General features: G+C 70.4%; 19 protein-coding genes. 12 read left to right on the top strand and 7 right to left on the bottom strand.

All coding sequences use genetic code 11. The annotated features are described in order from the left end of the window. Nucleotides 1–57: 57 nt before the first annotated feature. Genes ACBJ32_RS42015 through hppD form a run of 3 tightly spaced genes read right to left on the bottom strand, consistent with a single transcriptional unit; the run spans nucleotide 58 to nucleotide 3,104 of the window. Nucleotides 58–1,470, bottom strand: a complete 1,413-nt coding sequence (locus tag ACBJ32_RS42015; protein WP_375131541.1) for a M1 family metallopeptidase — start codon at nucleotides 1,468–1,470, stop codon at nucleotides 58–60. 46 nt (nucleotides 1,471–1,516) lie between these two features. Beyond that, a complete protein-coding gene (locus tag ACBJ32_RS42010) occupies nucleotides 1,517–1,960 on the bottom strand; it encodes an RDD family protein (protein ID WP_357876799.1) in 444 nt (147 codons plus the stop codon). Nucleotides 1,961–1,994: 34 nt separating this feature from the next. Next, nucleotides 1,995–3,104 carry a 4-hydroxyphenylpyruvate dioxygenase gene (hppD, locus tag ACBJ32_RS42005; RefSeq protein ID WP_375131540.1) on the bottom strand — a complete coding sequence of 370 codons (1,110 nt, stop codon included), beginning with the start codon at nucleotides 3,102–3,104 and terminating at the stop codon, nucleotides 1,995–1,997. A 103-nt stretch (nucleotides 3,105–3,207) separates the two neighbouring features. Between hppD and ACBJ32_RS42000 the strand changes: the two genes are divergently transcribed. Beyond that, a complete protein-coding gene (locus ACBJ32_RS42000) occupies nucleotides 3,208–3,690 on the top strand; it encodes an Lrp/AsnC family transcriptional regulator (protein WP_357876805.1) in 483 nt (160 codons plus the stop codon). A 217-nt stretch (nucleotides 3,691–3,907) separates the two neighbouring features. After that, the gene (locus ACBJ32_RS41995; RefSeq protein WP_375131539.1) at nucleotides 3,908–5,944 is read left to right on the top strand and encodes a transglycosylase domain-containing protein; all 2,037 of its coding nucleotides are present in this window, start codon (nucleotides 3,908–3,910) and stop codon (nucleotides 5,942–5,944) included. Nucleotides 5,945–6,033: 89 nt separating this feature from the next. On the opposite strand, the gene ACBJ32_RS41990 is transcribed toward ACBJ32_RS41995, so the two are convergent. Further along, nucleotides 6,034–8,043, bottom strand: coding sequence for a thioredoxin domain-containing protein (locus ACBJ32_RS41990; protein ID WP_375131538.1), 2,010 nt, complete (start codon nucleotides 8,041–8,043; stop codon nucleotides 6,034–6,036). 98 nt (nucleotides 8,044–8,141) lie between these two features. Here ACBJ32_RS41990 and ACBJ32_RS41985 point away from each other — a divergent pair, with 98 nt between their 5' ends. Further along, nucleotides 8,142–9,290 (top strand): hypothetical protein, encoded by a 1,149-nt coding sequence (locus tag ACBJ32_RS41985; protein ID WP_375131661.1) that lies wholly within the window; start codon nucleotides 8,142–8,144, stop codon nucleotides 9,288–9,290. A gap of 48 nt (nucleotides 9,291–9,338) precedes the next feature. On the opposite strand, the gene ACBJ32_RS41980 is transcribed toward ACBJ32_RS41985, so the two are convergent. Genes ACBJ32_RS41980 through mca form a run of 3 tightly spaced genes read right to left on the bottom strand, consistent with a single transcriptional unit; the run spans nucleotide 9,339 to nucleotide 10,719 of the window. Further along, nucleotides 9,339–9,617, bottom strand: coding sequence for a GNAT family N-acetyltransferase (locus tag ACBJ32_RS41980; protein ID WP_375131537.1), 279 nt, complete (start codon nucleotides 9,615–9,617; stop codon nucleotides 9,339–9,341). Then, a complete protein-coding gene (locus ACBJ32_RS41975; protein ID WP_357876817.1) occupies nucleotides 9,618–9,776 on the bottom strand; it encodes a hypothetical protein in 159 nt (52 codons plus the stop codon). Nucleotides 9,777–9,834: 58 nt separating this feature from the next. Continuing rightward, on the bottom strand, nucleotides 9,835–10,719 hold the full coding sequence (mca, locus tag ACBJ32_RS41970) for a mycothiol conjugate amidase Mca (RefSeq protein WP_357876820.1): 885 nt from the start codon (nucleotides 10,717–10,719) through the stop codon (nucleotides 9,835–9,837). A gap of 134 nt (nucleotides 10,720–10,853) precedes the next feature. Here mca and ACBJ32_RS41965 point away from each other — a divergent pair, with 134 nt between their 5' ends. From ACBJ32_RS41965 to ACBJ32_RS41925, 9 genes are all read left to right on the top strand, one after another. After that, nucleotides 10,854–11,273, top strand: a complete 420-nt coding sequence (locus ACBJ32_RS41965; RefSeq protein WP_357876823.1) for a DUF4307 domain-containing protein — start codon at nucleotides 10,854–10,856, stop codon at nucleotides 11,271–11,273. A 108-nt stretch (nucleotides 11,274–11,381) separates the two neighbouring features. Then, nucleotides 11,382–11,882: a transcription elongation factor GreA gene (greA, locus tag ACBJ32_RS41960; RefSeq protein ID WP_043628806.1), complete on the top strand. Its 501-nt coding sequence runs from the start codon at nucleotides 11,382–11,384 to the stop codon at nucleotides 11,880–11,882. 122 nt (nucleotides 11,883–12,004) lie between these two features. Beyond that, nucleotides 12,005–13,159, top strand: coding sequence for a C40 family peptidase (locus tag ACBJ32_RS41955; RefSeq protein ID WP_375131536.1), 1,155 nt, complete (start codon nucleotides 12,005–12,007; stop codon nucleotides 13,157–13,159). Between the two features lie 69 nt (nucleotides 13,160–13,228). Then, nucleotides 13,229–13,786: a hypothetical protein gene (locus ACBJ32_RS41950; protein ID WP_375131535.1), complete on the top strand. Its 558-nt coding sequence runs from the start codon at nucleotides 13,229–13,231 to the stop codon at nucleotides 13,784–13,786. 224 nt (nucleotides 13,787–14,010) lie between these two features. Beyond that, nucleotides 14,011–15,804, top strand: a complete 1,794-nt coding sequence (locus tag ACBJ32_RS41945; protein WP_375131534.1) for a phosphoenolpyruvate carboxykinase (GTP) — start codon at nucleotides 14,011–14,013, stop codon at nucleotides 15,802–15,804. 129 nt (nucleotides 15,805–15,933) lie between these two features. After that, a complete protein-coding gene (locus ACBJ32_RS41940; protein ID WP_375131533.1) occupies nucleotides 15,934–16,908 on the top strand; it encodes a TIGR04222 domain-containing membrane protein in 975 nt (324 codons plus the stop codon). A 98-nt stretch (nucleotides 16,909–17,006) separates the two neighbouring features. Beyond that, the gene (locus ACBJ32_RS41935; protein ID WP_375131532.1) at nucleotides 17,007–17,933 is read left to right on the top strand and encodes a TIGR04222 domain-containing membrane protein; all 927 of its coding nucleotides are present in this window, start codon (nucleotides 17,007–17,009) and stop codon (nucleotides 17,931–17,933) included. A gap of 2 nt (nucleotides 17,934–17,935) precedes the next feature. After that, entirely contained in the window at nucleotides 17,936–18,751 is an 816-nt protein-coding gene (locus ACBJ32_RS41930) for a DUF692 family multinuclear iron-containing protein (protein WP_375131531.1), read from the top strand. Further along, nucleotides 18,748–19,203, top strand: coding sequence for a hypothetical protein (locus ACBJ32_RS41925; protein WP_375131530.1), 456 nt, complete (start codon nucleotides 18,748–18,750; stop codon nucleotides 19,201–19,203). The genes ACBJ32_RS41930 and ACBJ32_RS41925 overlap by 4 nt, the downstream gene beginning before the upstream one ends. Nucleotides 19,204–19,255 lie beyond the last annotated feature (52 nt).

Genomic DNA, 19,255 nt, shown 5'->3' with positions numbered 1-19,255 from the left:
TCGTTCGCCCTTGCACCCTGTACTTGGGCCGGGCGACGCGAAGCGTTTCCCCGCAGGTCAGGCGGGTTTGCGTGGCTGGAAGAGCCAGGCGTCGAAGAGGGCGTCGAGGTTCTTGCCGGACAGCCGCTCGGCGAGCGCGACGAACTCCTCCGTCGTCACATGACCGTAGCGGTGCTCGGCGGCCCAGGCCTTGAGCAGGGTGAAGAACGTGGGGTCGCCGATGGCCCTGCGCAGGGCGTGCAGGGTCATGCCGCCGCGGGTGTAGACGGACTGGTTGAACAGGTCGTCGGGCTTGGCGCGGCCGGGGGGATAGGTCCACATCGGGTCGGTGGCGGGCCGGTTGAGCAGCTCCTTGAACGTGGCCTCCGCCGTTTTCGTGCCCTTGTGCTCGGCCCACAGCCACTCCGCGTACGTGGCGAAGCCCTCGTTGAGCCAGAGGTCCTTCCAGCGCTTGATGGTCAGGCTGTTGCCGAACCACTGGTGCGCCAGCTCGTGCGCGATGATCGTCTCGTCGGGCTGGAAGCCGCCGTACAGCGGCTTGGTCTGGTTCTCCAGCGCGTAGCCGGCGGAGTAGTCGTCGACGACGCCGCCGGTCGAGGAGAACGGGTAGGGGCCGAACACCGTCGCCCAGTAGTCGGTGATCTGCCCGGAGAGCGTGTAGAGCGGATCGAGCGAGCCCTTGAACCTGGGGTCGGCGGCGGCCAGGTTGGGGATGCCGGCGGCGGTGCTGCCCTGGCGCAGGTCGAACTTGCCCACCGTGGCCGTGGCCAGGTAGGTCGCCATCGGGTGGCGCTCGCGCCAGCGGTAGGTGGTCTTTCCGCCCGAGGTGGTGGGCTGCCCGGCCAGCTCGCCGTTGGCCAGCGCGGTCACCCCGGCGGGCACGGTGATCGTGAAGTCGAACGTGGCCTTGTCGGCGGGATGGTCGTTGTTGGGGAACCAGGTCTTGGAGCCGTTGGGCTCGGAGGCCACGAACGCGCCGTCGGGCGTGGGGATGAAGCCGTAGGTGCCGAGGTTGGCGTTGTCCTTGGCCGGCTTGGGCAGCCCGGCGTAGGCGACCTTGACGGTGAAGGGCGTGTCGTCGGCGATCGCCCTGGCGGGCCGCACGGTCAGCTCGTCGCCCTTCCTGGTGAACGTCGCGGGTGCGTTGTCGACGGCGACGTCGCGCACGTCGAGCCCGGTCAGGTCGAGGTTGAAGCTGGACAGCTCCTGGGTGGCGGAGGCGCGGATCGTGGTGACGCCGTCGAGCCGCCTGGTGGCGGGGGTGTAGTCGACGACCAGGTCGTAGTGGGAGACGTCGTAGCCGCCGTTGCCGTCGCCGGGGAAGTCGGGGTCGCCGATGCCGGGCGCGCCCGCGCGCCGGTCGACGACGCCCTGCCCGGCGGCGGGCGGGGTGGGCTCGTCGGCGGGCGAGCAGGCCAGCACGCTGATGAGCGTCGCCAGCATGGCCACCCCGCGCCTGTCGGAACGCATGAGCGTACGAGCCCCCTTCACTTCGTGACCTGAATATTACGCTGAGTCAGGCATTCACGACGACCGTCCTCGCCGCCTTGTCGTGTACGGCCTGTTTCCGGGGGTCGAAGAGGATCCAGCCGAGATCCACCAGGATGCCGACGCAGCACAACCACCCGAGCACGGTGAACACGGCCTGCCTGACCGCTGCCTGGCCCACCCCTATCCTCCCGCCGTACTCGGACACGACACGGAGACCGAACAGCTTCTTGCCCAGGGTCTGACCGTTCCAGAAGGCGTGCAGCAGCCAGAAGTACAGGAACGCCACCAGGCCGGCCACGAAGGTGTGCTCGACGGGGTAGCGTTCCCAGTCGCCCCGGTTCTCGTTCCAGACGTAGTCCCAGCTCGTCCAGTTGAACGGCGCGGCGGCGATGTTGATCACGAGCCAGTCGAGGACGCCGGCGAACAGCCGCCGCCAGCGTCCCGCCAGCCCCGGTGGCGGCAATCCCATGTTGTCTGGATGACCACCACTAAGTCGGGACAAACTAAAGGTTGCCCCTGCGTTCCTGCTCCCGCTCGATCGCCTCGAACAGCGCCTTGAAGTTGCCCTTGCCGAACCCGAGCGAGCCGTGCCGCTCGATGAGCTCGAAGAAGACCGTGGGCCGGTCCTGCACGGGCTGGGTGAAGATCTGCAGCAGGTAGCCGTCCTCGTCGCGGTCCACGAGGATGCCCCGCTTCTTCAGCTCCTCGATCGGGGCCCGCACCTGCCCGATGCGCGCGCGCAGCTCGGGGTCGTCGTAGTACGAGTCGGGCGTCCGCAGGAAGCTCACCCCGGCGGCCCGCATGTGGTCGACCGTGGTCAGGATGTCGTTGGTGGCCAGCGCGATGTGCTGCACGCCGGGCCCGCCGTAGAACTCGAGGTACTCGTCGATCTGCGACTTCTTGCGGCTGACGGCCGGCTCGTTGAGCGGGAACTTGACCTTGCGCGTGCCGTCGGCCACCACCTTCGACATGAGCGCCGAGTACTCGGTGGCGATGTCGTCGCCGATGAACTCGGCCATGTTCGTGAAGCCCATCACCTTGCGGTAGAACTCCACCCACTCGTCCATCTTGCCCAGCTCGACGTTGCCGACGCAGTGGTCGACCGCCTGGAACAGCCGCCCGTTCTTCGTCGCGGGCGGCGCGACCAGCGGCTCGGCGGGCGCGTAGCCGGGCAGGTAGGGGCCGCCGTAGTTGGACCTGTCGACCAGGGTGTGCCGGGTCTCGCCGTACGTGGCGATGGCCGCGAGCACCACCTTGCCGTGCTCGTCCTCCATCGTGTGCGGCTCCACCAGCCCCTTCGCCCCGTGGGCGACGGCGTAGGCGTAGCCGGCCTCCACGTCGGGCACCTCGATGGCCAGGTCGATGACCCCGTCACCGTGCTCCGCAACGTGCCGCGCCAGGTCGGTGCCCGGCCGGATCGAGGCCCGCAGCTCGAAGGTGGCGCTGCCCGAGGTCAGCACGTACGCGGCCACGTCGGGGCTGCCGTTCTCCGGCCCCCTGTAGGCCACGAGCCGCATGCCGAACGCGGTCGAGTAGTAGTGGGCCGCCTGCCTGGCGTTCCCCACGGCGAACACCACGGCGTCCATGCCGTTGACCGGAAAGACATCACTCATACCGTTAACTGTTTATTTTCCTGGACGAGTTGCGCAACAGTTACCTCAATGAGTGGACAATCTGCCTAGTCATCAGGCGCTCGGTGGGGTATTTCTGTACAGCATGACGACGATCGACGAGCTCGACTCCCGGCTGATCGCCCTGCTGACCGCCGAGCCCCGGCTGGGCGTGCTGGAGTGCTCGCGGCGGCTCGGCGTGGCCCGTGGCACGGTCCAGGCCCGGCTCGACCGGCTCATGGACAGGGGAGTGATCACCGGCTTCGGCCCCGACGTGTCGCCCGCCGCGCTCGGCTACGACGTCACCGCGTTCGTCAGCATGGAGATCAGGCAGGTGGCCGGGCACGACCCGGTGGCCGACCGGCTGGCCCGCATTCCGGAGGTGCTGGAGGTGCACACGATCACCGGCGACAGCGATCTGCTGTGCCGCGTGGTCGCCAGAACGAACGCCGATTTACAGCGGGTTATCGATCGCATCGTCGACGTACAGGGCGTACTCCGGACTAATTCGATCATCGCACTGGACACTCCGGTTCCCTACCGCGTGCTGCCTTTGGTCGCCGATGTTCCGCGTCGCGAGGTCCGGTAGACGTACTATCGCTGAGGGACTAGGCACCATTGTCGATCGTTTACCCTTACCATTCGCCCAGCTTGCGGGGGTTGGACGAAGGTTGACGAGGGGGTCGAGGGTGCGGAGTGGCGGTGGTAGCGGAATGCGGAAGAGGCGGCGGATTCTCCGGGTTCTCCTGGTTTCAATCGGCACGGGAATCGTCGTACTGGCCGGGCTTTTCGCCATTGCCTGGGCATTGACTCCCATTCCCGACACGACCCAGAAACAGGCGACCGCGCAGGGCTCGGTGATCTATTACCGCGACGGCAAGAGCGTGCTCGCCAGGCAGGGCATCGACCGCAGGAAGGTCGAGCTCGCCCGGGTGCCGAAGCACGTGCGCGACGCGGTCATCGCCGCCGAGAACCGCTCGTTCTACGAGGACGCCGGCGTCTCGCTCAAGGGCACCGGCCGGGCCGTCTGGTCCACCCTCACCGGGCAGCAGCTCCAGGGCGGCTCCACCATCACCCAGCAACTCGTGCGCAACTACTACAGCGGGCTGAGCCAGGAACGTTCCGTGACCCGGAAGTTCAAGGAGATCCTCATCGCGATGAAGGTCGACCAGTCCAAGTCCAAGGACTGGGTGCTGGAGCAGTACCTCAACACGATCTACTTCGGCCGCGGCGCCAACGGCGTCCAGTCGGCCGCCCGCGCCTACTTCGGCAAGGACGTCGAGGACCTGACCGTGTCCGAGGGCGCGTACCTGGCGGCGGTGATCCAGCAGCCCAGCCGCTTCGCCGACCCCAAGGGCTCCGACCTGGCCGCGGCCAGGGAACGCTGGCAGTCCGTGATCAACGCCATGGGGCAGACCGGCACGCTGGCGGCAGAGCAGGTAGCCGCGCAGCGGTTCCCCGAGCTGCAGGTGCCGAAGAAGCCGTTCGAGCTCAAGGGCCAGGCCCAGTACATGCTGGAGCAGGTCACCGCCGAGCTGAACCGCCGCGGCTACACCGACGAGGACATCAACAGCGGCGGCCTCAAGATCGTCACGACGTTCGACAGGAAGCTCATGCAGGCCGCCCAGCGGGCGGTGGAGGAGACGCTGCCGGACAGCACGCCCAAGAAGGTGCGTACGGGGCTGGCGGCCGTCGATCCCGCCACGGGCGAGGTCGTCGCCTTCTACGGCGGCAAGCCGTCGCAGTCCAAGTACTACGACAGCGCGTTCTCCGCCAAGGTGATGGCCGGGTCCACCTTCAAGCCGTACACGCTGGCCGCGGCGCTGAACAACGGCTTCGACCTGTCCACCAGGGTCGACGGCAACTCGCCGCTGCGCGTGGCCTCGGCGTCCCAGGCGATCCCCAACGACGGCGACCGCTCCTACGGCCAGATCAACCTGGTCAGCGCCACCCAGAACTCCGTCAACACCGCCTTCGTGGACCTCGGCCAGAAGGTCGGCCTGGACAAGGTGGCCGCGACCGCCGAGGCGGCCGGCATCCCCGCCGCCCAGCTCGAGAAGCAGAAGGAGGCCGCCTCCTTCCCGCTCGGCGTCTCCTCCGTCAGCGCCGTCCAGAACGCCTCCGGCTTCTCCACCTTCGCCAACAAGGGCGTGCACGTGGAGGCGCACGTGGTCAGGTCGGTCACCGACGCGGAGGGCCGCAAGGAGGTGGTCAAGCCCGTCGAGACCAAGGTGGTCAGCGAGCAGGCCGCGGCCGACACGATCTACGCGATGGAGCAGGTCGTCAAGTACGGCACCGGCACCGCCGCCCGCCTCTACGACCGCCCGGTGGCCGGCAAGACGGGCACCACCGACGACTCCAGGTCGGTCTGGTTCAACGGCTTCACGCCGCAGCTCGCGGTGGCGGTGGACATGTTCCGCGACGACAACGCCACGGTCAGCATCCCCGGGTACGGCACGCAGTTCGGCGGCCAGCTCCCCGCGCAGATCTGGCGGGCGTTCATGACCGAGGCGATGGCGGGCAAGCCGGTCGAGGAGTTCCCCGAGCCGTCGGAGTTCGGCTGGTCGTCCGGCTACTCCGAGCCCGACCGCGACAGCGACGTGCCCGACCAGGAGTACACCCCGCCGCCGAGCCAGGACGACTGGGACCGGCCGGAGCCCGACTTCAGCCCGCCGCCGTTCTCCGACGGCCCGCCGCAGACGCAGGCCCCGGAGAACGACGGGCCGGACGAGCAGCCGGAGCAGACGTCCCCGCCGGAGACGGACGTCCCCGACCAGCCGTCGGTGCAGGAGAGCGGCGTGGACGGCGGCAGGGGCGGCCGCGACGAGCAGCCGGGCCGCTAATCCACTCCGCGACGAGCAACCGGGGCGCACCACCCGGCCGGAGCGAGCAGCCGGGCCGCTGACCGCCTCCGCGACGAGCAACCGGCCCGCTAGCGCCCGTCCGAGGCGAGTTCGGCGCGCAGGGCCTCGACCGTTGTCACGGGCATGCGGCAGGTGAATCCCCTGCACACGTACGCGGCAGGCGCCTCGCCGACCAGGCCGCGCCCCTCCAGCAGGGCGGGGAAGGTGCTCTCCCGCGGCACGAGCGGGTCGCCGCTGCCCCGGTCGGCGGTGTCGCCCCGGCCGAGCGCGACCACGAGCCCCGGAGTGTCCGCGAGCAGCGCCTCCCGGTGCAGCGCCGCCGTGCGCGGATCGTCGGCGGGCCCGACGACCGCCACCTCCACCGGCCCCGACAGCGCCGCCCGCGCCACGGCCAGCCCCCACCCCGCGAACCTGGCGTGCCCCGCCGCCAGCACCGACACGGTGCCGAGCGCGGCGAGGGCGGCGTCACGGTGGCGCATGGAGCCGGTCAGCGCACCGTAGGAGAGCAGCGCGCCGGCGGCCGCGTACTGGCCGGAGGGGGTGGCGTTGTCCGTGGGGTCCTGCGGGCGCTGGAAGAGCCGCTCGGCGTCGTCGGCGGTGTCGTAGAAGCCGCCTTCCCCGTCGGAGAAGCGGTCGAGCACGGTGTCCAGCAGCGAGCCCGCCTGCCGCAGCCAGCGGGCCTCGCCGGTCACGCCGTACAGGGCGATCAGGCCGTCGGCCAGGTCGGCGTAGTCCTCCAGCACGCCGGCGTTCGTGCCCGCCCTGCCGTCCCTGGACGTGCGCAGCAGCCTGCCGCCGCCCAGGTGCGTGCCGGCCAGCAGCTCGGCCGCCTGCGTGGCCGCCGCCACCAGGTCGGGGCGCTCGAACACCACGCCGGTCTCGGCCAGGGCGGCGATGGCCAGGCCGTTCCAGGAGGCCACGACCTTGTCGTCGCGCCCGGGGCGCACCCGGCGCTCCCTGGCGGCCAGCAGCCGCGCCCGCACGTCCGCGTACCGCGCGGGGTCCTCGGGGTCGCGCAGGAGCTGCAGCACGGACGCGCCGTGCTCGAACGTGCCGGCGGGCGTCACCTCGAACAGCCCGGCGGCCCACCGGCCGTCGTCCTCGCCGAGCACCTCGCGCAGCTCATCGGGCGTCCAGACGTAGAACTTGCCCTCCACGCCCTCGCTGTCGGCGTCGAGCGCCGAGGCGAAGCCGCCCTCCGGCGTACGCATCTCGCGCAGCAGCCAGCCGGCCGTCTCCAGCGCCACCCGCCGGGCCAGGTCGCCGCCGCCCGCCTTCCACCAGTGCGTGTAGACGCGCAGCAGCAGGGCGTTGTCGTAGAGCATCTTCTCGAAGTGCGGCACGACCCACCGCGCGTCCACGCTGTAGCGCGCGAAGCCGCCGCCGAGCTGGTCGTACATGCCGCCACGGGCCATGGCGTCGAGCGTCCTGCCGCTCATCTCGCGCTCGCCGGAGCGCAGCAGGAACTCCAGCACCATCGACGGCGGGAACTTGGGCGCCCCGCCGAACCCGCCGTTCGCCGCGTCGAACGACTCCCGCAGGTTGTCCTCGGCCTGCCGCAGCGTCTCCTCGCCCGGCCGCGGCCCGCTCGGCAGCGTGGTGTGCGTGTTGAGCGCCTCCACCACCTTCGCGCCCTGCTTCAGCACCGACTCCCTGTCGCCCCGCCACACGTTGTGCACCTCGGTGAGCAGGCGCTGGAAGTTGGGGCGCGGGAAGTACGTGCCGCAGTAGAACGGGTGACCCTCGGGCGTGGCGAACACCGTCATCGGCCAGCCGCCCTGGTGCGTCATGGCCTGCGTGGCGCCCATGTAGACGGCGTCCACGTCGGGCCGCTCCTCGCGGTCGACCTTGACGTTGACGAAGTGCTCGTTCATCAGCCGCGCGGTCTCGGCGTCCTCGAAGCTCTCGTGGGCCATGACGTGGCACCAGTGGCACGCCGAGTAGCCCACGCTGATCAGCAGCGGCACGTCACGGCGGCGGGCCTCCGCGAACGCCTCCTCGCCCCACGGGTGCCAGTCGACCGGATTGTCGGCGTGCTGGAGCAGATAGGGGCTCGTCGCGTCTTTCAAGCGGTTCATCAGGACCTCCCCAGCCCAGCCTAGACGGCGGCGGCCGCCCGGCCGGGGATCAGGGGGTGCGGTCGGAACAGGACGCGGCGTAGGTTACGGGCGTGGATATGGACTTCGTCTGCGCCCAGGCCGGTCGTCCGGCGTCGGCCCTCACGCGCAGGGACGTGGCGCGCGCGCTGCTCGCCGTGCCGTCGGGCGTGGCGCTCGTGGCGCTGCCCGACCTGCGGCGGGCCATGATGTCGGCGGGCAACCCGCTCTCGCTCGCCTTCTGGGACTCCGCCAAGGCGACGCTCAGCTTGATCGAGGCGGGGGTGGCCACGGTGGGCGACGTGCAGCGGTGGGTGGAGTCCACGGGCACGGAACCGATCCTCATGACGCCCAGCTACTTCGTCTGGCCGGAGGAGGACGAGCGCGGGCCCGTGGCGAGCGAGATGTTCGCCCGGCTAGTGGCGTACCTGGAGGAGCGGGTGGCGTCGGGGGAGATCGATCCCGACGCGCTGGTCAGCGGCGACCAGGACGCCCGCACGGCCTACGAGGAGCTGCAGGAGCGCTGGCTGGGCACGCCGCTGCCCGACGGCCGGGTGCCCGGGTTCGCGGTCAGCGACGAGCAGGACGAGGAGCTGTTCGCGGCCTGGGACGAGGAGGAGGCCTTCGCGCTGGAGGAGCTGCGCCGGATCATGGCGCAGCTGCCCAAGCAGCCCGAGCTGCCCGTCGCGGAGCTGGAGGCCGCCGCGGCGCGGCTGCGCGCGCTGCTCGCCCTGCCCGGTTATCCCGCCAACGTGCTGCGGGCCTGCGCCGGGTTCGACGACCGGCCGGTGCCGGACGGCGACGCGGAGCTGTGGCTGGCGGTGGCTGCCGGCGTGGCGGGGCCGATCTCGGACCTGTCGGACGGCGTGGACGTGCTGGAGGAGTTCGCCGACCTCGACAGGGACCTGAGCGAGGAGGACACCGCGCTGGCCAACCTCTGCGCGATCCAGCACGCCGACTGGCTGGCCGGGGTGGCGGCGCTGGTGCGCATGGGCCCCGGGGTGCTGGCCTCGCCCGAGCGCATGGCGCGGCTCATCGCCGAGTCGGAGGACATCGACATCGACGAGCATGACGACGACGACCTCGGCGCGACGGAGGGATTGTTCGAGTCGGTGGTGAGCCTGTGGCGGCTGCTCGGCGTCGTGGACAAGGACGACGTGCTCACGCCGCTGGGCTGGTGGGGGCTGCCCAAGGCGCTGGAACGCGCCTGGTCGCCCGCCGCCGAGTGACCGGCCGGCCCACGGGCTCCCCGACGTGACCGGCCGCCGACCGGCGGCTCAGGCCACGAGCTCCTGGAACTCGGGGTGGCGCTCGATGTACTTGGCGACGTAGGGGCAGCGTGGCTCGACGCGCAGGCCGGTGTCGGCGCTCGCCTGCAGGGCGTGCCCGACCAGCTTGCCCGCCAGCCCCTGCCCCTCGTACGCGGGCAGCACCTCGGTGTGCGTGAAGACGACCTTCGTGGGCAGCAGCAGATAGTCGGCGAACCCGGCGACCTTGCCGTCCACGAGGATCTCGAACCGGCTCTCCGTCGAGTTGTCGACTATTTCGATCGGCATCTACTTCTTGGCCTTCTCGTCGTCGCGGGCCGCGCCCTCGATCTCGCTCTCGTGCGGCACCTGGATCTTCGACATCTGCTTGTTCATCGACTTGATCAGGATGTACAGGGCGAGCCCGAGGAGGGCCACGACGACGAACCCGAGCAGACCCGGGCTCACTTCACCTGCTGCTAGAACCATCACCCCTCCAGTCTGCCACCGAGGTGCCGTGGTCCGTTCAGTGGCAGGCGGGCTCTACCTCGTCGGCGTGGATGCCCGCGAACAGGTCGTCCTCCGGAAGCTCGGTGTCGACCAGCGAGCGCGCCAGGTGGTAGTCCTCGGTGGGCCAGATCTCCTGCTGCAGCTCGCGCGGGCAGACGAACCACCAGCTGTCGGGGTCGACCTGGGTGGCGTGCGCCTTCAGCGCCTCGTCGCGGATCTCGAAGTAGTCGCCGCACGGCACCCGCGTGGTCACCGGCCACTTGGCGGGGCGGTCCTCCCAGCGGGAGATCCAGTCGGCGTACGGGGAGCCGAGGCCGCGCTCGGTCATCGCCTCGTGCAGCGCCTCGAAGCGCTCCTTGGTGAAGCCCATCTGGTAGTAGAGCTTGAGCGGCTGCCAGGGGTCGCCGGTGCCGAGGTAACGGTCGGGGTCGCCGGCCGCCTCGAACGCCTCCACGGAGACCTTGTTGGTCATGATGTGGTCGGGGTGCGGGTAGCCGCCGTCGTCGTCGTAGGTGATGATCACATGCGGTCTGAACTCGCGGACGGCGGCCACCAGCGGCGCCGCGGCGTCCTCCAGCTTCTGCAGGGCGAAGCAGCCCTCAGGCAGCGCCTCGTCCTCGTTCTCCGGCAGCCCGGAGTCCACGAACCCCATGAAACGCTGCTCGACGCCGAGGATCTCGCGCGCCCTGGCCATCTCGGCCTTGCGCACCTCAGCGATGTTGGCGACGATCTCAGGCCGGTCCATCTTCGGGTTGAGCACGGATCCGCGCTCGCCGCCCGTGAGGGTACAGACCAGTACTTCCACGCCTTCACGCACGTAACGCGCCATGGTGGCGGCACCCTTGCTCGACTCGTCGTCGGGGTGGGCGTGGACGGCCATCAGCCTCAGCGGTGCACTCACGGGCTCGATGCTCCTCAGTTGGGACCGGTCAGTCGCCCAGAGAGGTTAGTTTCTGCTGGGCGGTCGCGAGGGCACACCCCCCGCGGGCGACAATTGTCTCGGATAACGCTGAGGGAGTGCAGGGAGATTCCGCCATGGTCACCAAAGATGCCGGGAACGGGCCAGTTCTCGGCACGCCCGACGACTTTCCGGACCGACCCAAGCGAGGTGGCCGGCTGGTCGTCCACGTGGTGATCGGCGTGCTGGTGGCCATCATCGCAGGTGGCTGGGGCTACGTGATGTGGTCGATGACGGCCGGCGGGTCGGAGGCGCCGGCCCAGGTCGTGACGTTCAAGGTGAACGGGCCCAGCAGGGCGGAGATCACCTTTGAGGTCTACAAGCCAGACGATAGGGTGGCCGTCTGCCGGATCAGGGCTCTGGACGTCAATCATGCGGAAGTGGGCAGCAAGGAAGTAAGAATCGCGGCTGGTGAGGGTAGTAAGCAGCTCAAGGAAAGCCTCGACACGAGCGGTCAGGCGACTTCCGTCCACATCCAGTACTGCAATCTCGTATAGTGAGACATTTGGGGAAGCGTTCGAGCGGTTAACTTGTTAGCCTTTCGCAATTCAACCGTACGCAACCTCAAGTGATCTCAGGGCCCCCTAGGCAAGCAAGGAGAACCCGTGGCCGACTCTCGCGATGAGAACGTCACATGGCTGACGCAGGAGGCGTACGACCGCCTGAAGGCGGAGTACGAGTATCTCTCTGGCCCCGGGCGCGTCGACATCGCCAAGAAGATCGAGGCCGCCCGTGAAGAGGGCGACCTGCGCGAGAACGGCGGATACCACGCCGCCAAGGACGAGCAGGGCAAGATGGAGGCCCGGATCTTCCACCTCCGGCAGATTCTCGACAACGCCCAGGTGGGAGAGGCCCCCAAGGCCGAGGGCGTGGTGGGCCCCGGCATGACCGTGACCATCCGGTTCGTCGGTGACGACGACGAGGTCACCTTCCTGCTCGCCTCCCGCGAGGAGAGCGGAGCACCGATCGACGTCTACTCGCCCAAGTCCCCGCTCGGGGCGGCGATCAACGGGAAGAAGATCGGAGAGAAGGCCACCTACTCCCTGCCCAACGGACGGCAGAACACCGTCGAGATCCTCGAGGCTGTGCCGTACATCGGCAACTGACCCCCCTGGACCACGACCGCCGGGCCCACGCTGGCCCGGCGGAATTTTCGCATGGGTCCGGAATCCGGCAAGACCTCAGTTTCTTAGTCAAGACCCGTAAACGGCGCAACACCTACAAGCTGGTGCCGTTCATCGTGGTGACCCTGGTCGCGGTGCTGACGGCCGACGTGCTGTTACTGACCCAGCCGGACGCCGCCATGGCGCCCGTCGACGAGGTCGTGCGGGCCACGCCCCGGCAGACGCCGCTGGCGCAGAAGCGGCCGGTGCAGCAGCAGCCCGCCGTGACGACGCAGCCGGTGGCGCCGCTGAGCAAGCTGCACAAGCCCAACCTGTTCGTGCTCACGAGCAAGCCGTTCACGAACGAGATGCTGCAGAAGGTCGCCAGGCTGTCCGGCGTGCGGGCGCTGGAGCTGGCCGACGCGGCCTCGGTCACGCTCGACGGCAAGCGCGTGCAGACGCTGGCCGTCAACCCCTCGACGTTCCGGTCGTACACCCCCAAGGTGACCGCCTCGTCCGACGCGCTGTGGCAGAACGTCGCGGCCGGAGACGTGGCGGTCTCGTTCGTGCTCGGCAACGACGGCGGGCTGTCGCTGCACAGCCGCGTGTCGGCGGGCTCGGCCGGGCAACTGCGCATCGGCGCGTACGCCACGACGGGCTTCGGCGCCGTGGACGCCGTGGTGTCCAAGGAGGTCGGCCGCTCGCTGGGGCTGCCCCGCGACAACGCGCTCATCGTCAGCGCGCCCAAGGCGAACTCCGACACGCTGCGCAAGAGAATCATCAGGGCGCTGGGCAAGGGCACGCAGGTGGCCATGGTCAACCCGGTGCTGCCCCAGCCGCAGCAGAAGGTGACCCAGCGGAACTGGCCGGCGGGCTCGTTCATGACCGGCGAGCAGCTCACGGTGGCGCTGAAGGCGGCCGTCTCCAAGCTGGGCCGCCCGTACGTGTGGGGCGCGGAAGGGCCCAGCACGTTCGACTGCTCCGGCCTGGTCCAGTGGGCCTTCGCGCAGGCGGGGGTGCGGATGCCCCGGGTGACGCACCAGCAGTGGGTGACGGGGCCGCAGGTGCCGTACTCGCAGGCGCAGCCCGGCGACCTGCTCTTCTGGCGCAACGACCCGACGAACCCCGACTACATCTCGCATGTGGCGATCTACTGGGGCGACGGGAAGATGTTGCACGCGCCGCGTACCGGTGACGTGGTCAAGATCGCCCCTGTGAGCACCAGAAACCTGGCCGGGGTCGTCCGGGTGAGCCCCATCGCGGCGGCCAAGGTCCGCTGACCCTCCCTTCATGGACAGGACCTCCTACCTGCGCGTGCATTCTGGGCGCAAGAATGTAATGTTGATTACATGTCTACAGACGACGCGACCGCGCAGGTACGCGGCTGGTTCACCGGGCGGCTGCCCGAGGGGTGGTTCACCGGGGCGCCCGAGATCGTCAGGGACCGCGAGGAGATCGCGGTGCTCGGCACGCTGCCCGACCCGCCGGCCGACACGCCGGAAGCCGAGCGGCAGGCCCTGATCGAAGGGCTCGCCAGGAGGTTCAGGGAGGAGACGCGCGAGCGGCGGATCGAGATCGCCAGGGAGGCCGAGCACAGGTTCCGGCAGAAGGTGTCCTGGGGCGTGGTCTGCGGCGGCCAGACTGTGATGTTCACCACACTCTCCGTGCCCGTGATGACGCGCCTGCGCCAGGCCGAGCGCCAGGTCCTCGACACGCTCGTGGCCGCCGGTGTGGCCAGGAGCCGGAGCGACGCGCTCGCCTGGTGCGTGCGCCTGGTCGGCAAGAACACCGACGAGTGGCTCGCCGAGCTGCGCGACGCCCTGCAGCACGTCGACCGCGTTCGCTCCGCGGGGCCCGACGTCAATTCCGGAGAGCGGCCAGCGGAAACGGCTCCGGGAAAGGACTAAACCACTTGCGGAATTGGTTTAGACCAGCGTAATTGGACTGGACCACTCGCCTCCGGACGTGTGAAAAATTCCTCTTTTAAATCCTCTCCGCCTGGGTAGGCTCCCCCAATCGTCAGGGCCGCTGCCTGCGGCGACGCACCCGTCAATAGGTCTATGCCAATTGGCTTTCGGGGCGCCTCGTCGTTAATGATGACTGGGCCCTGAGAGAGTGGAGGAGTCAAGTCGTGTCCGTTTCCGTGGAAGTAGAAGCGCCCACCAGCAATCGCGAATTGGTCGCGTGGGTGAACGAGATCGCCGCCCTCACCCAGCCGGACCGGGTCGAGTGGTGCGACGGGTCGGAGGAGGAGTGGACTCGGCTGACCAACCTCCTCGTGGAGCAGGGCACGCTCACCCGCCTGGCCGCCAGGCCCAACAGCTTCTACGCCAAGTCCGACCCCACCGACGTGGCGCGGGTCGAGGACCGTACCTACATCTGCTCCGAGCGCCGCGAGGACGCCGGTCCCACCAACAACTGGATCGCGCCCGGCGAGATGCGGCAGACGTTCGGCGAGCTGTTCAAGGGCTGCATGCGCGGCCGCACCATGTACGTGGTGCCGTTCTGCATGGGGCCGCTGGGCGGCGAGATCTCCCAGCTCGGGGTGGAGATCACCGACTCCGCGTACGTCGCCGTCTCCATGCGCGTCATGACCCGGATGGGGGAGCGGGCGCTGCGGCTGATCGAGGAGCGGGGCGAGTTCGTCAAGGCGGTCCACTCCGTCGGGGCGCCGCTGGAGCCGGGCCAGGTGGACGTGCCCTGGCCGTGCAGCTCCACGAAGTACATCAGCCACTTCCCCGAGAGCCGCGAGATCTGGTCCTACGGCTCCGGCTACGGCGGCAACGCGCTGCTCGGCAAGAAGTGCTACGCGCTGCGCATCGCCAGCGTGATGGCCCGCGACGAGGGCTGGCTGGCCGAGCACATGCTCATCCTCAAGCTCACGCCGCCGTCGGGCGAGACCCGCTACATCGCCGCCGCCTTCCCCAGCGCCTGCGGCAAGACCAACCTCGCCATGCTCAAGCCCACGATCCCGGGCTGGAAGGTCGAGACGATCGGCGACGACATCGCCTGGATGCGCTTCGGCGACGACGGCCGCCTCTACGCCATCAACCCGGAGGCCGGCTTCTTCGGCGTGGCCCCCGGCACCGGCCAGGTGACCAACGCCAACGCCATCCAGACGCTCTGGGGCAACAGCATCTTCACCAACGTCGCGCTCACCGACGACGGCGACGTGTGGTGGGAGGGCCTCACCGAGGAGCCGCCCGCGCACCTCACCGACTGGAAGGGCCGCTCCTGGACGCCCGACAGCGACGAGCCGGCCGCCCACCCCAACGCGCGCTTCACCACGCCTGCCGCGCAGTGCCCGACCATCGCGCCCGAATGGCAGGACCCCAAGGGCGTGCCCATCTCGGCGATCCTGTTCGGCGGTCGCCGCGCCACCGCCGTGCCTCTGGTCACGGAGTCGCTGAGCTGGCAGCACGGCGTCTTCCTCGGAGCCAACGTCGCCTCCGAGAAGACCGCCGCCGCCGAGGGCAAGGTCGGCGAGCTGCGCCACGACCCGTTCGCCATGCTGCCGTTCTGCGGCTACAACATGGGCGACTACTTCGGCCACTGGCTGGAGATCGGCCGCCGCGAGGGCGCCCGGCTGCCGAGGATCTACTACGTCAACTGGTTCAGGAAGAACGACGAGGGCAAGTTCGTCTGGCCCGGCTTCGGCGAGAACAGCCGCGTGCTCAAGTGGATCGTGGAGCGGCTCAACGGCGAGGCCAAGGCCGTGCCCACGCCGATCGGCCTGCTGCCGGCCGACCTCGACACCCAGGGTCTCGACCTGTCGGAGGACGACCTGCGCATGCTGCTGACCGTCGACCGGGAGGTCTGGCGGGAGGAGGCCGCGCTGATCCCGGGCCACTTCGAGACGTTCGGCGACCACCTGCCGAAGGAGTTGTGGGACGAGTACAACGCGCTGCTCGACCGCCTCGGCTGAGCCTGCGCTGAGCGAAGCTCCCGCGCGCGGTGCGGCGGGGGTCGGAGAGTCTGAGCGTCGCTCCCTTGTGCGGTGCGGCCCGGCCGTCTAGCTTGGCCGGACGCCGTACCGCTGCTCGGGAGTGCCGCCGTGGATCTCGTCCTGCTCATCGCCGCCTTCGCGGTGTTCTTTCTGGTCGGCAGCGCCGAGCAGCGCGTCGAGCGGGAGCGCAGGCGCGTCGGCGAGGCCACGCCGAGCGGCACGGGGCACCAGCTCAACCACTACGAGCTGGCCTATCTCTCCGGTGGCCCGCGGCGGGCGATCAACACGGCGCTGGCCGTCCTCGCGACGGCCGGCGCCGTTCGCGTGTCCCGGTCCTCCCAGGTCACCCCGGTGCACGGGGCGCGGCCGTCGGCGGTGCCGATCGAGCAGGCCGTGCTCGACGCGCTGGCGGCCAGGCCGGGCGGCTGCCGGGCGAGCGAGCTGCGGCGGGAGCTGGAGCCGCATCCCGCGCTGCGCGCCCTGGCCGGCGGGCTGGAAGCCCGCGGGCTGATCGTGCGGGAGGGGGCGTTCGCGACGGCGTGGCGGCTCAGGGACCGGGCCCAGCTCGCCGTGGCCGTGGCCGTGGGATACCTGGTGCTGGTGGCCGTGCTGGCCGCGATCGGCGTGGCGGGCCAGGAGGGCTACGTCGTCGGGACGTTCCTGATCTCCGGGTTCGCGGTGATCAGCGGCGCCGCTGCGCTGCACCGGCAGAAGCGGCGGCTGCGCAACGTCGTCACCCGCGAGGGCCGCGACGTCCTGGTCTCGGCCCGCGCCTACCACCGCAGGGGCGTACGCGACGACAGCTCGCTGGTCCTGGCCGTCGGCATCCCCGTCGCCCTGTACGGGCTGCACGATCTCGGCGACCAGACCCTGTGCGACGGGCTGTCGGCCGGGGACCCGCGCGGTGACTGCGCCGGCTCCTGCGGCTCGTACGGCGGCGACGGCGCGACCTTCGGCAGCGACTCCCACGGCGGGTTCGACTCCGGCGGCGGCTCGTCGAGCTGTGGCGGAGGGTCGAGCAGTGGCGGTGGATCCAGTTGTGGCGGCGGATCGAGCTGCGGGGGCGGATCCGGCGGGAGCTAAACGAGCAAAACCCGGGCCCGCGCGGGCCGGGCCTCTACCTTGCGAACAAGTGTCTTTCCGGCACGCAGGCTGATCGGCCGCACGAGGGGAGGCCGCACATGGACCTGTTCCTGCTCATCGTATCGGTGGCCATCGCGGCTTATGCCGCCGCCACCACCTCCGCCATCACCCGCGCGCACGCCGCGATCAGGTCGGCCGCCGCGGGAACCAGTCTCGGGGATCTCGGCCACTACGACCTGGCCTATCTGGAAGGTGGCCCGAACCGGGTGGCCGACACGGCCATCGCCATCCTCGCCGAACGCGGCGACATCCGGGTGTCACGCGGCGGGCGGGTGCACCGGGTCATCACGAGCACCCTCGCGGCGGAGCCCGTCGAGGAGACGGTCCTGGGCCGGGTGGCCGAGGACTCGGGCCTGCCGCTGAGGTCGCTCAGGATCGAGGTCGTCAGGAGCCTGACGATGCAGCGGATGAAGGAGCACCTCACAGCACGGGGGCTGCTCCTGCCCGACGGCGCCTTCACCCAGGTCCGGAGGCTGAGCCTGCGGCTGCGGCTGCTGTCGCTGCCGGCGTACGCGGGCTTCGTGATCGAGGGCCTGACCCTCGCCCTGGCCCCGAACCCGCACGCCGTGCTCGCCACCCTGGTCTTCCTCGGCACGGTGATCGGCGCGGAGGTCGTGCTCCGCGGCCACCGGTCCGGAGTCCGGGCCACGCTCACCAGGTCCGGCAGGGAGGCGCTGGACTCGGCCAGGCAGGCGTACGCCCGGGGCGTCGCCGAGGGGCCCGTTTCGCTCGCGCTCTACGGCGTCGAGTCGCTGCGCGACCCGGATCTGCGGGCCGAGCTCGGCAAGCAGGAGCCCCGGCGGGGGCGGCGGCGCGGGGGCTCCTACGCTGGGAACGGCTCGGCGGGCTGCGGCGGCGGGGTCTCGCACGGCAGCTCCCACGGCACCGCCGGCTGCGGAAGCGGATCGTCGGGCTGCGGCGGGGGCGGCGGCTGCGGCGGCGGTGGTTGCGGAGGAGGAAGCTGACCATGGCGGGGCTGGGAGTGGGCATCGGCTGGCGGTCCGAGCTGGACCTGACCATCGAGCGCATGGCGGGCGTCGACTTCGTCGAAGTGGTCGCCGAGAACATCAAGCCCGCCCACCTGCCGGAGTCGCTGCGAGTGCTGCGGGCCAGGGGCCTGCCGGTGATCCCCCACGGGGTGTCGCTCGGGGTCGGCGGCGCGGAGCCGCCCTCCCCGGCCCGGCTGGCCCACCTGGCCGCGTGCGCGCAGGCGCTGGAGGCGCCGCTGGTCAGCGAGCACCTGGCGTTCGTACGCGGCGGCGGTATCGAGGCCGGGCACCTGCTGCCCGTGCCACGCACGCGCGAGTCGCTGAAGGTCGTCATCGAGAACGTGCGCCGGGCCCAGGACGCGCTGCCCGTCCCGCTGGCCCTGGAGAACGTCGCGGCCATCTTCGGCTGGCCCGAGGACGAGCTGACCGAGGCGCAGTTCCTGGCCGAGCTGGTGGAAGCCACCGGCGTGGGATTGCTGATCGACGTGGCCAACCTCTACACCAACCAGTTCAACCTGGGCCTGCCGGCGGTGGCGGCGCTGGACACGCTGCCGCTGGAGCACCTGGCGTACGTGCACGTCGCCGGCGGCTACGAGCACCACGGCATCTGGCACGACACCCACACCATGGCGGCGCCCCAGCCCGTGCTCGACCTGCTCACCGAGCTGTGCTCCCGGGTCACCCCGCCCGGGGTGCTGCTGGAGTGGGACGACGAGTACCCGAGCGACGCCGTGCTGGCGAACGAGCTGTCCAGGATCAGGGCCGCGATGGCGGTGGCCGGAGAGGCCGGATGAGCCCGGAGGAGGCGCGGCGGCTCGCCGACGCACAGGGGCCGTCGGCGCAGCCGCCGCGGCCTGCCGCCCCGCACAAGCTCGGCGAGGAGCGAGGGCTGGATGAGGAGCGGCGCAGGCGGCTGGCCGAGGCTCAGGGGCGCGTCGTGGCGGCCCTGGTGGCCGGGGCGGAGGTGCCCGAGGGCTTCGACCCGGAGCGCATGCGGGCCCAGAGCGTCAGCCTGATCTCCAAGCGCCGCGCCATCGTGGCCAGGATCCGCCCGGACACCGCCCAGGCGGCCGGCCCCGACCTGGCCGCCGAGTTCGCCGCGTACGCCAGGGCCCGCGCCACGCCGCCGCCCGACTACCGGACCGACGCCGACGACTTCGCCGCCTGGCTGCGCGAGCGCGGCCGGATGCCCGACGCCCCGGCCCCCAGGCGCCGCTGGTGGTCCCGCCTGCCCGGCATGCGCTGATCGGCCATTGATCACCCCGCCCCTTCCTGGCATACGCTGATCGCAGCAAGCG

This window comes from Nonomuraea sp. GTA35 (assembly GCF_041950525.1).
Taxonomy (GTDB): domain Bacteria; phylum Actinomycetota; class Actinomycetes; order Streptosporangiales; family Streptosporangiaceae; genus Nonomuraea.
Note: the sequence above shows the minus strand (reverse complement) of the source record. Positions and strands in the feature narration are given on the sequence as shown.

Bases quoted from the DNA above. Each gene is read 5' to 3' on its own strand.
- ACBJ32_RS42015 (WP_375131541.1), bottom strand. From the start codon at position 1,470: ATGCGTTCCGACAGGCGCGGGGTGGCCATGCTGGCGACGCTCATCAGC.
- ACBJ32_RS42010 (WP_357876799.1), bottom strand. From the start codon at position 1,960: ATGGGATTGCCGCCACCGGGGCTGGCGGGACGCTGGCGGCGGCTGTTC.
- hppD (WP_375131540.1), bottom strand. From the start codon at position 3,104: ATGAGTGATGTCTTTCCGGTCAACGGCATGGACGCCGTGGTGTTCGCC.
- ACBJ32_RS42000 (WP_357876805.1), top strand. From the start codon at position 3,208: ATGACGACGATCGACGAGCTCGACTCCCGGCTGATCGCCCTGCTGACC.
- ACBJ32_RS41990 (WP_375131538.1), bottom strand. From the start codon at position 8,043: ATGAACCGCTTGAAAGACGCGACGAGCCCCTATCTGCTCCAGCACGCC.
- ACBJ32_RS41985 (WP_375131661.1), top strand. From the start codon at position 8,142: ATGGACTTCGTCTGCGCCCAGGCCGGTCGTCCGGCGTCGGCCCTCACG.
- ACBJ32_RS41980 (WP_375131537.1), bottom strand. From the start codon at position 9,617: ATGCCGATCGAAATAGTCGACAACTCGACGGAGAGCCGGTTCGAGATC.
- ACBJ32_RS41965 (WP_357876823.1), top strand. From the start codon at position 10,854: ATGGTCACCAAAGATGCCGGGAACGGGCCAGTTCTCGGCACGCCCGAC.
- ACBJ32_RS41950 (WP_375131535.1), top strand. From the start codon at position 13,229: ATGTCTACAGACGACGCGACCGCGCAGGTACGCGGCTGGTTCACCGGG.
- ACBJ32_RS41935 (WP_375131532.1), top strand. From the start codon at position 17,007: ATGGACCTGTTCCTGCTCATCGTATCGGTGGCCATCGCGGCTTATGCC.
- ACBJ32_RS41930 (WP_375131531.1), top strand. From the start codon at position 17,936: ATGGCGGGGCTGGGAGTGGGCATCGGCTGGCGGTCCGAGCTGGACCTG.
- ACBJ32_RS41925 (WP_375131530.1), top strand. From the start codon at position 18,748: ATGAGCCCGGAGGAGGCGCGGCGGCTCGCCGACGCACAGGGGCCGTCG.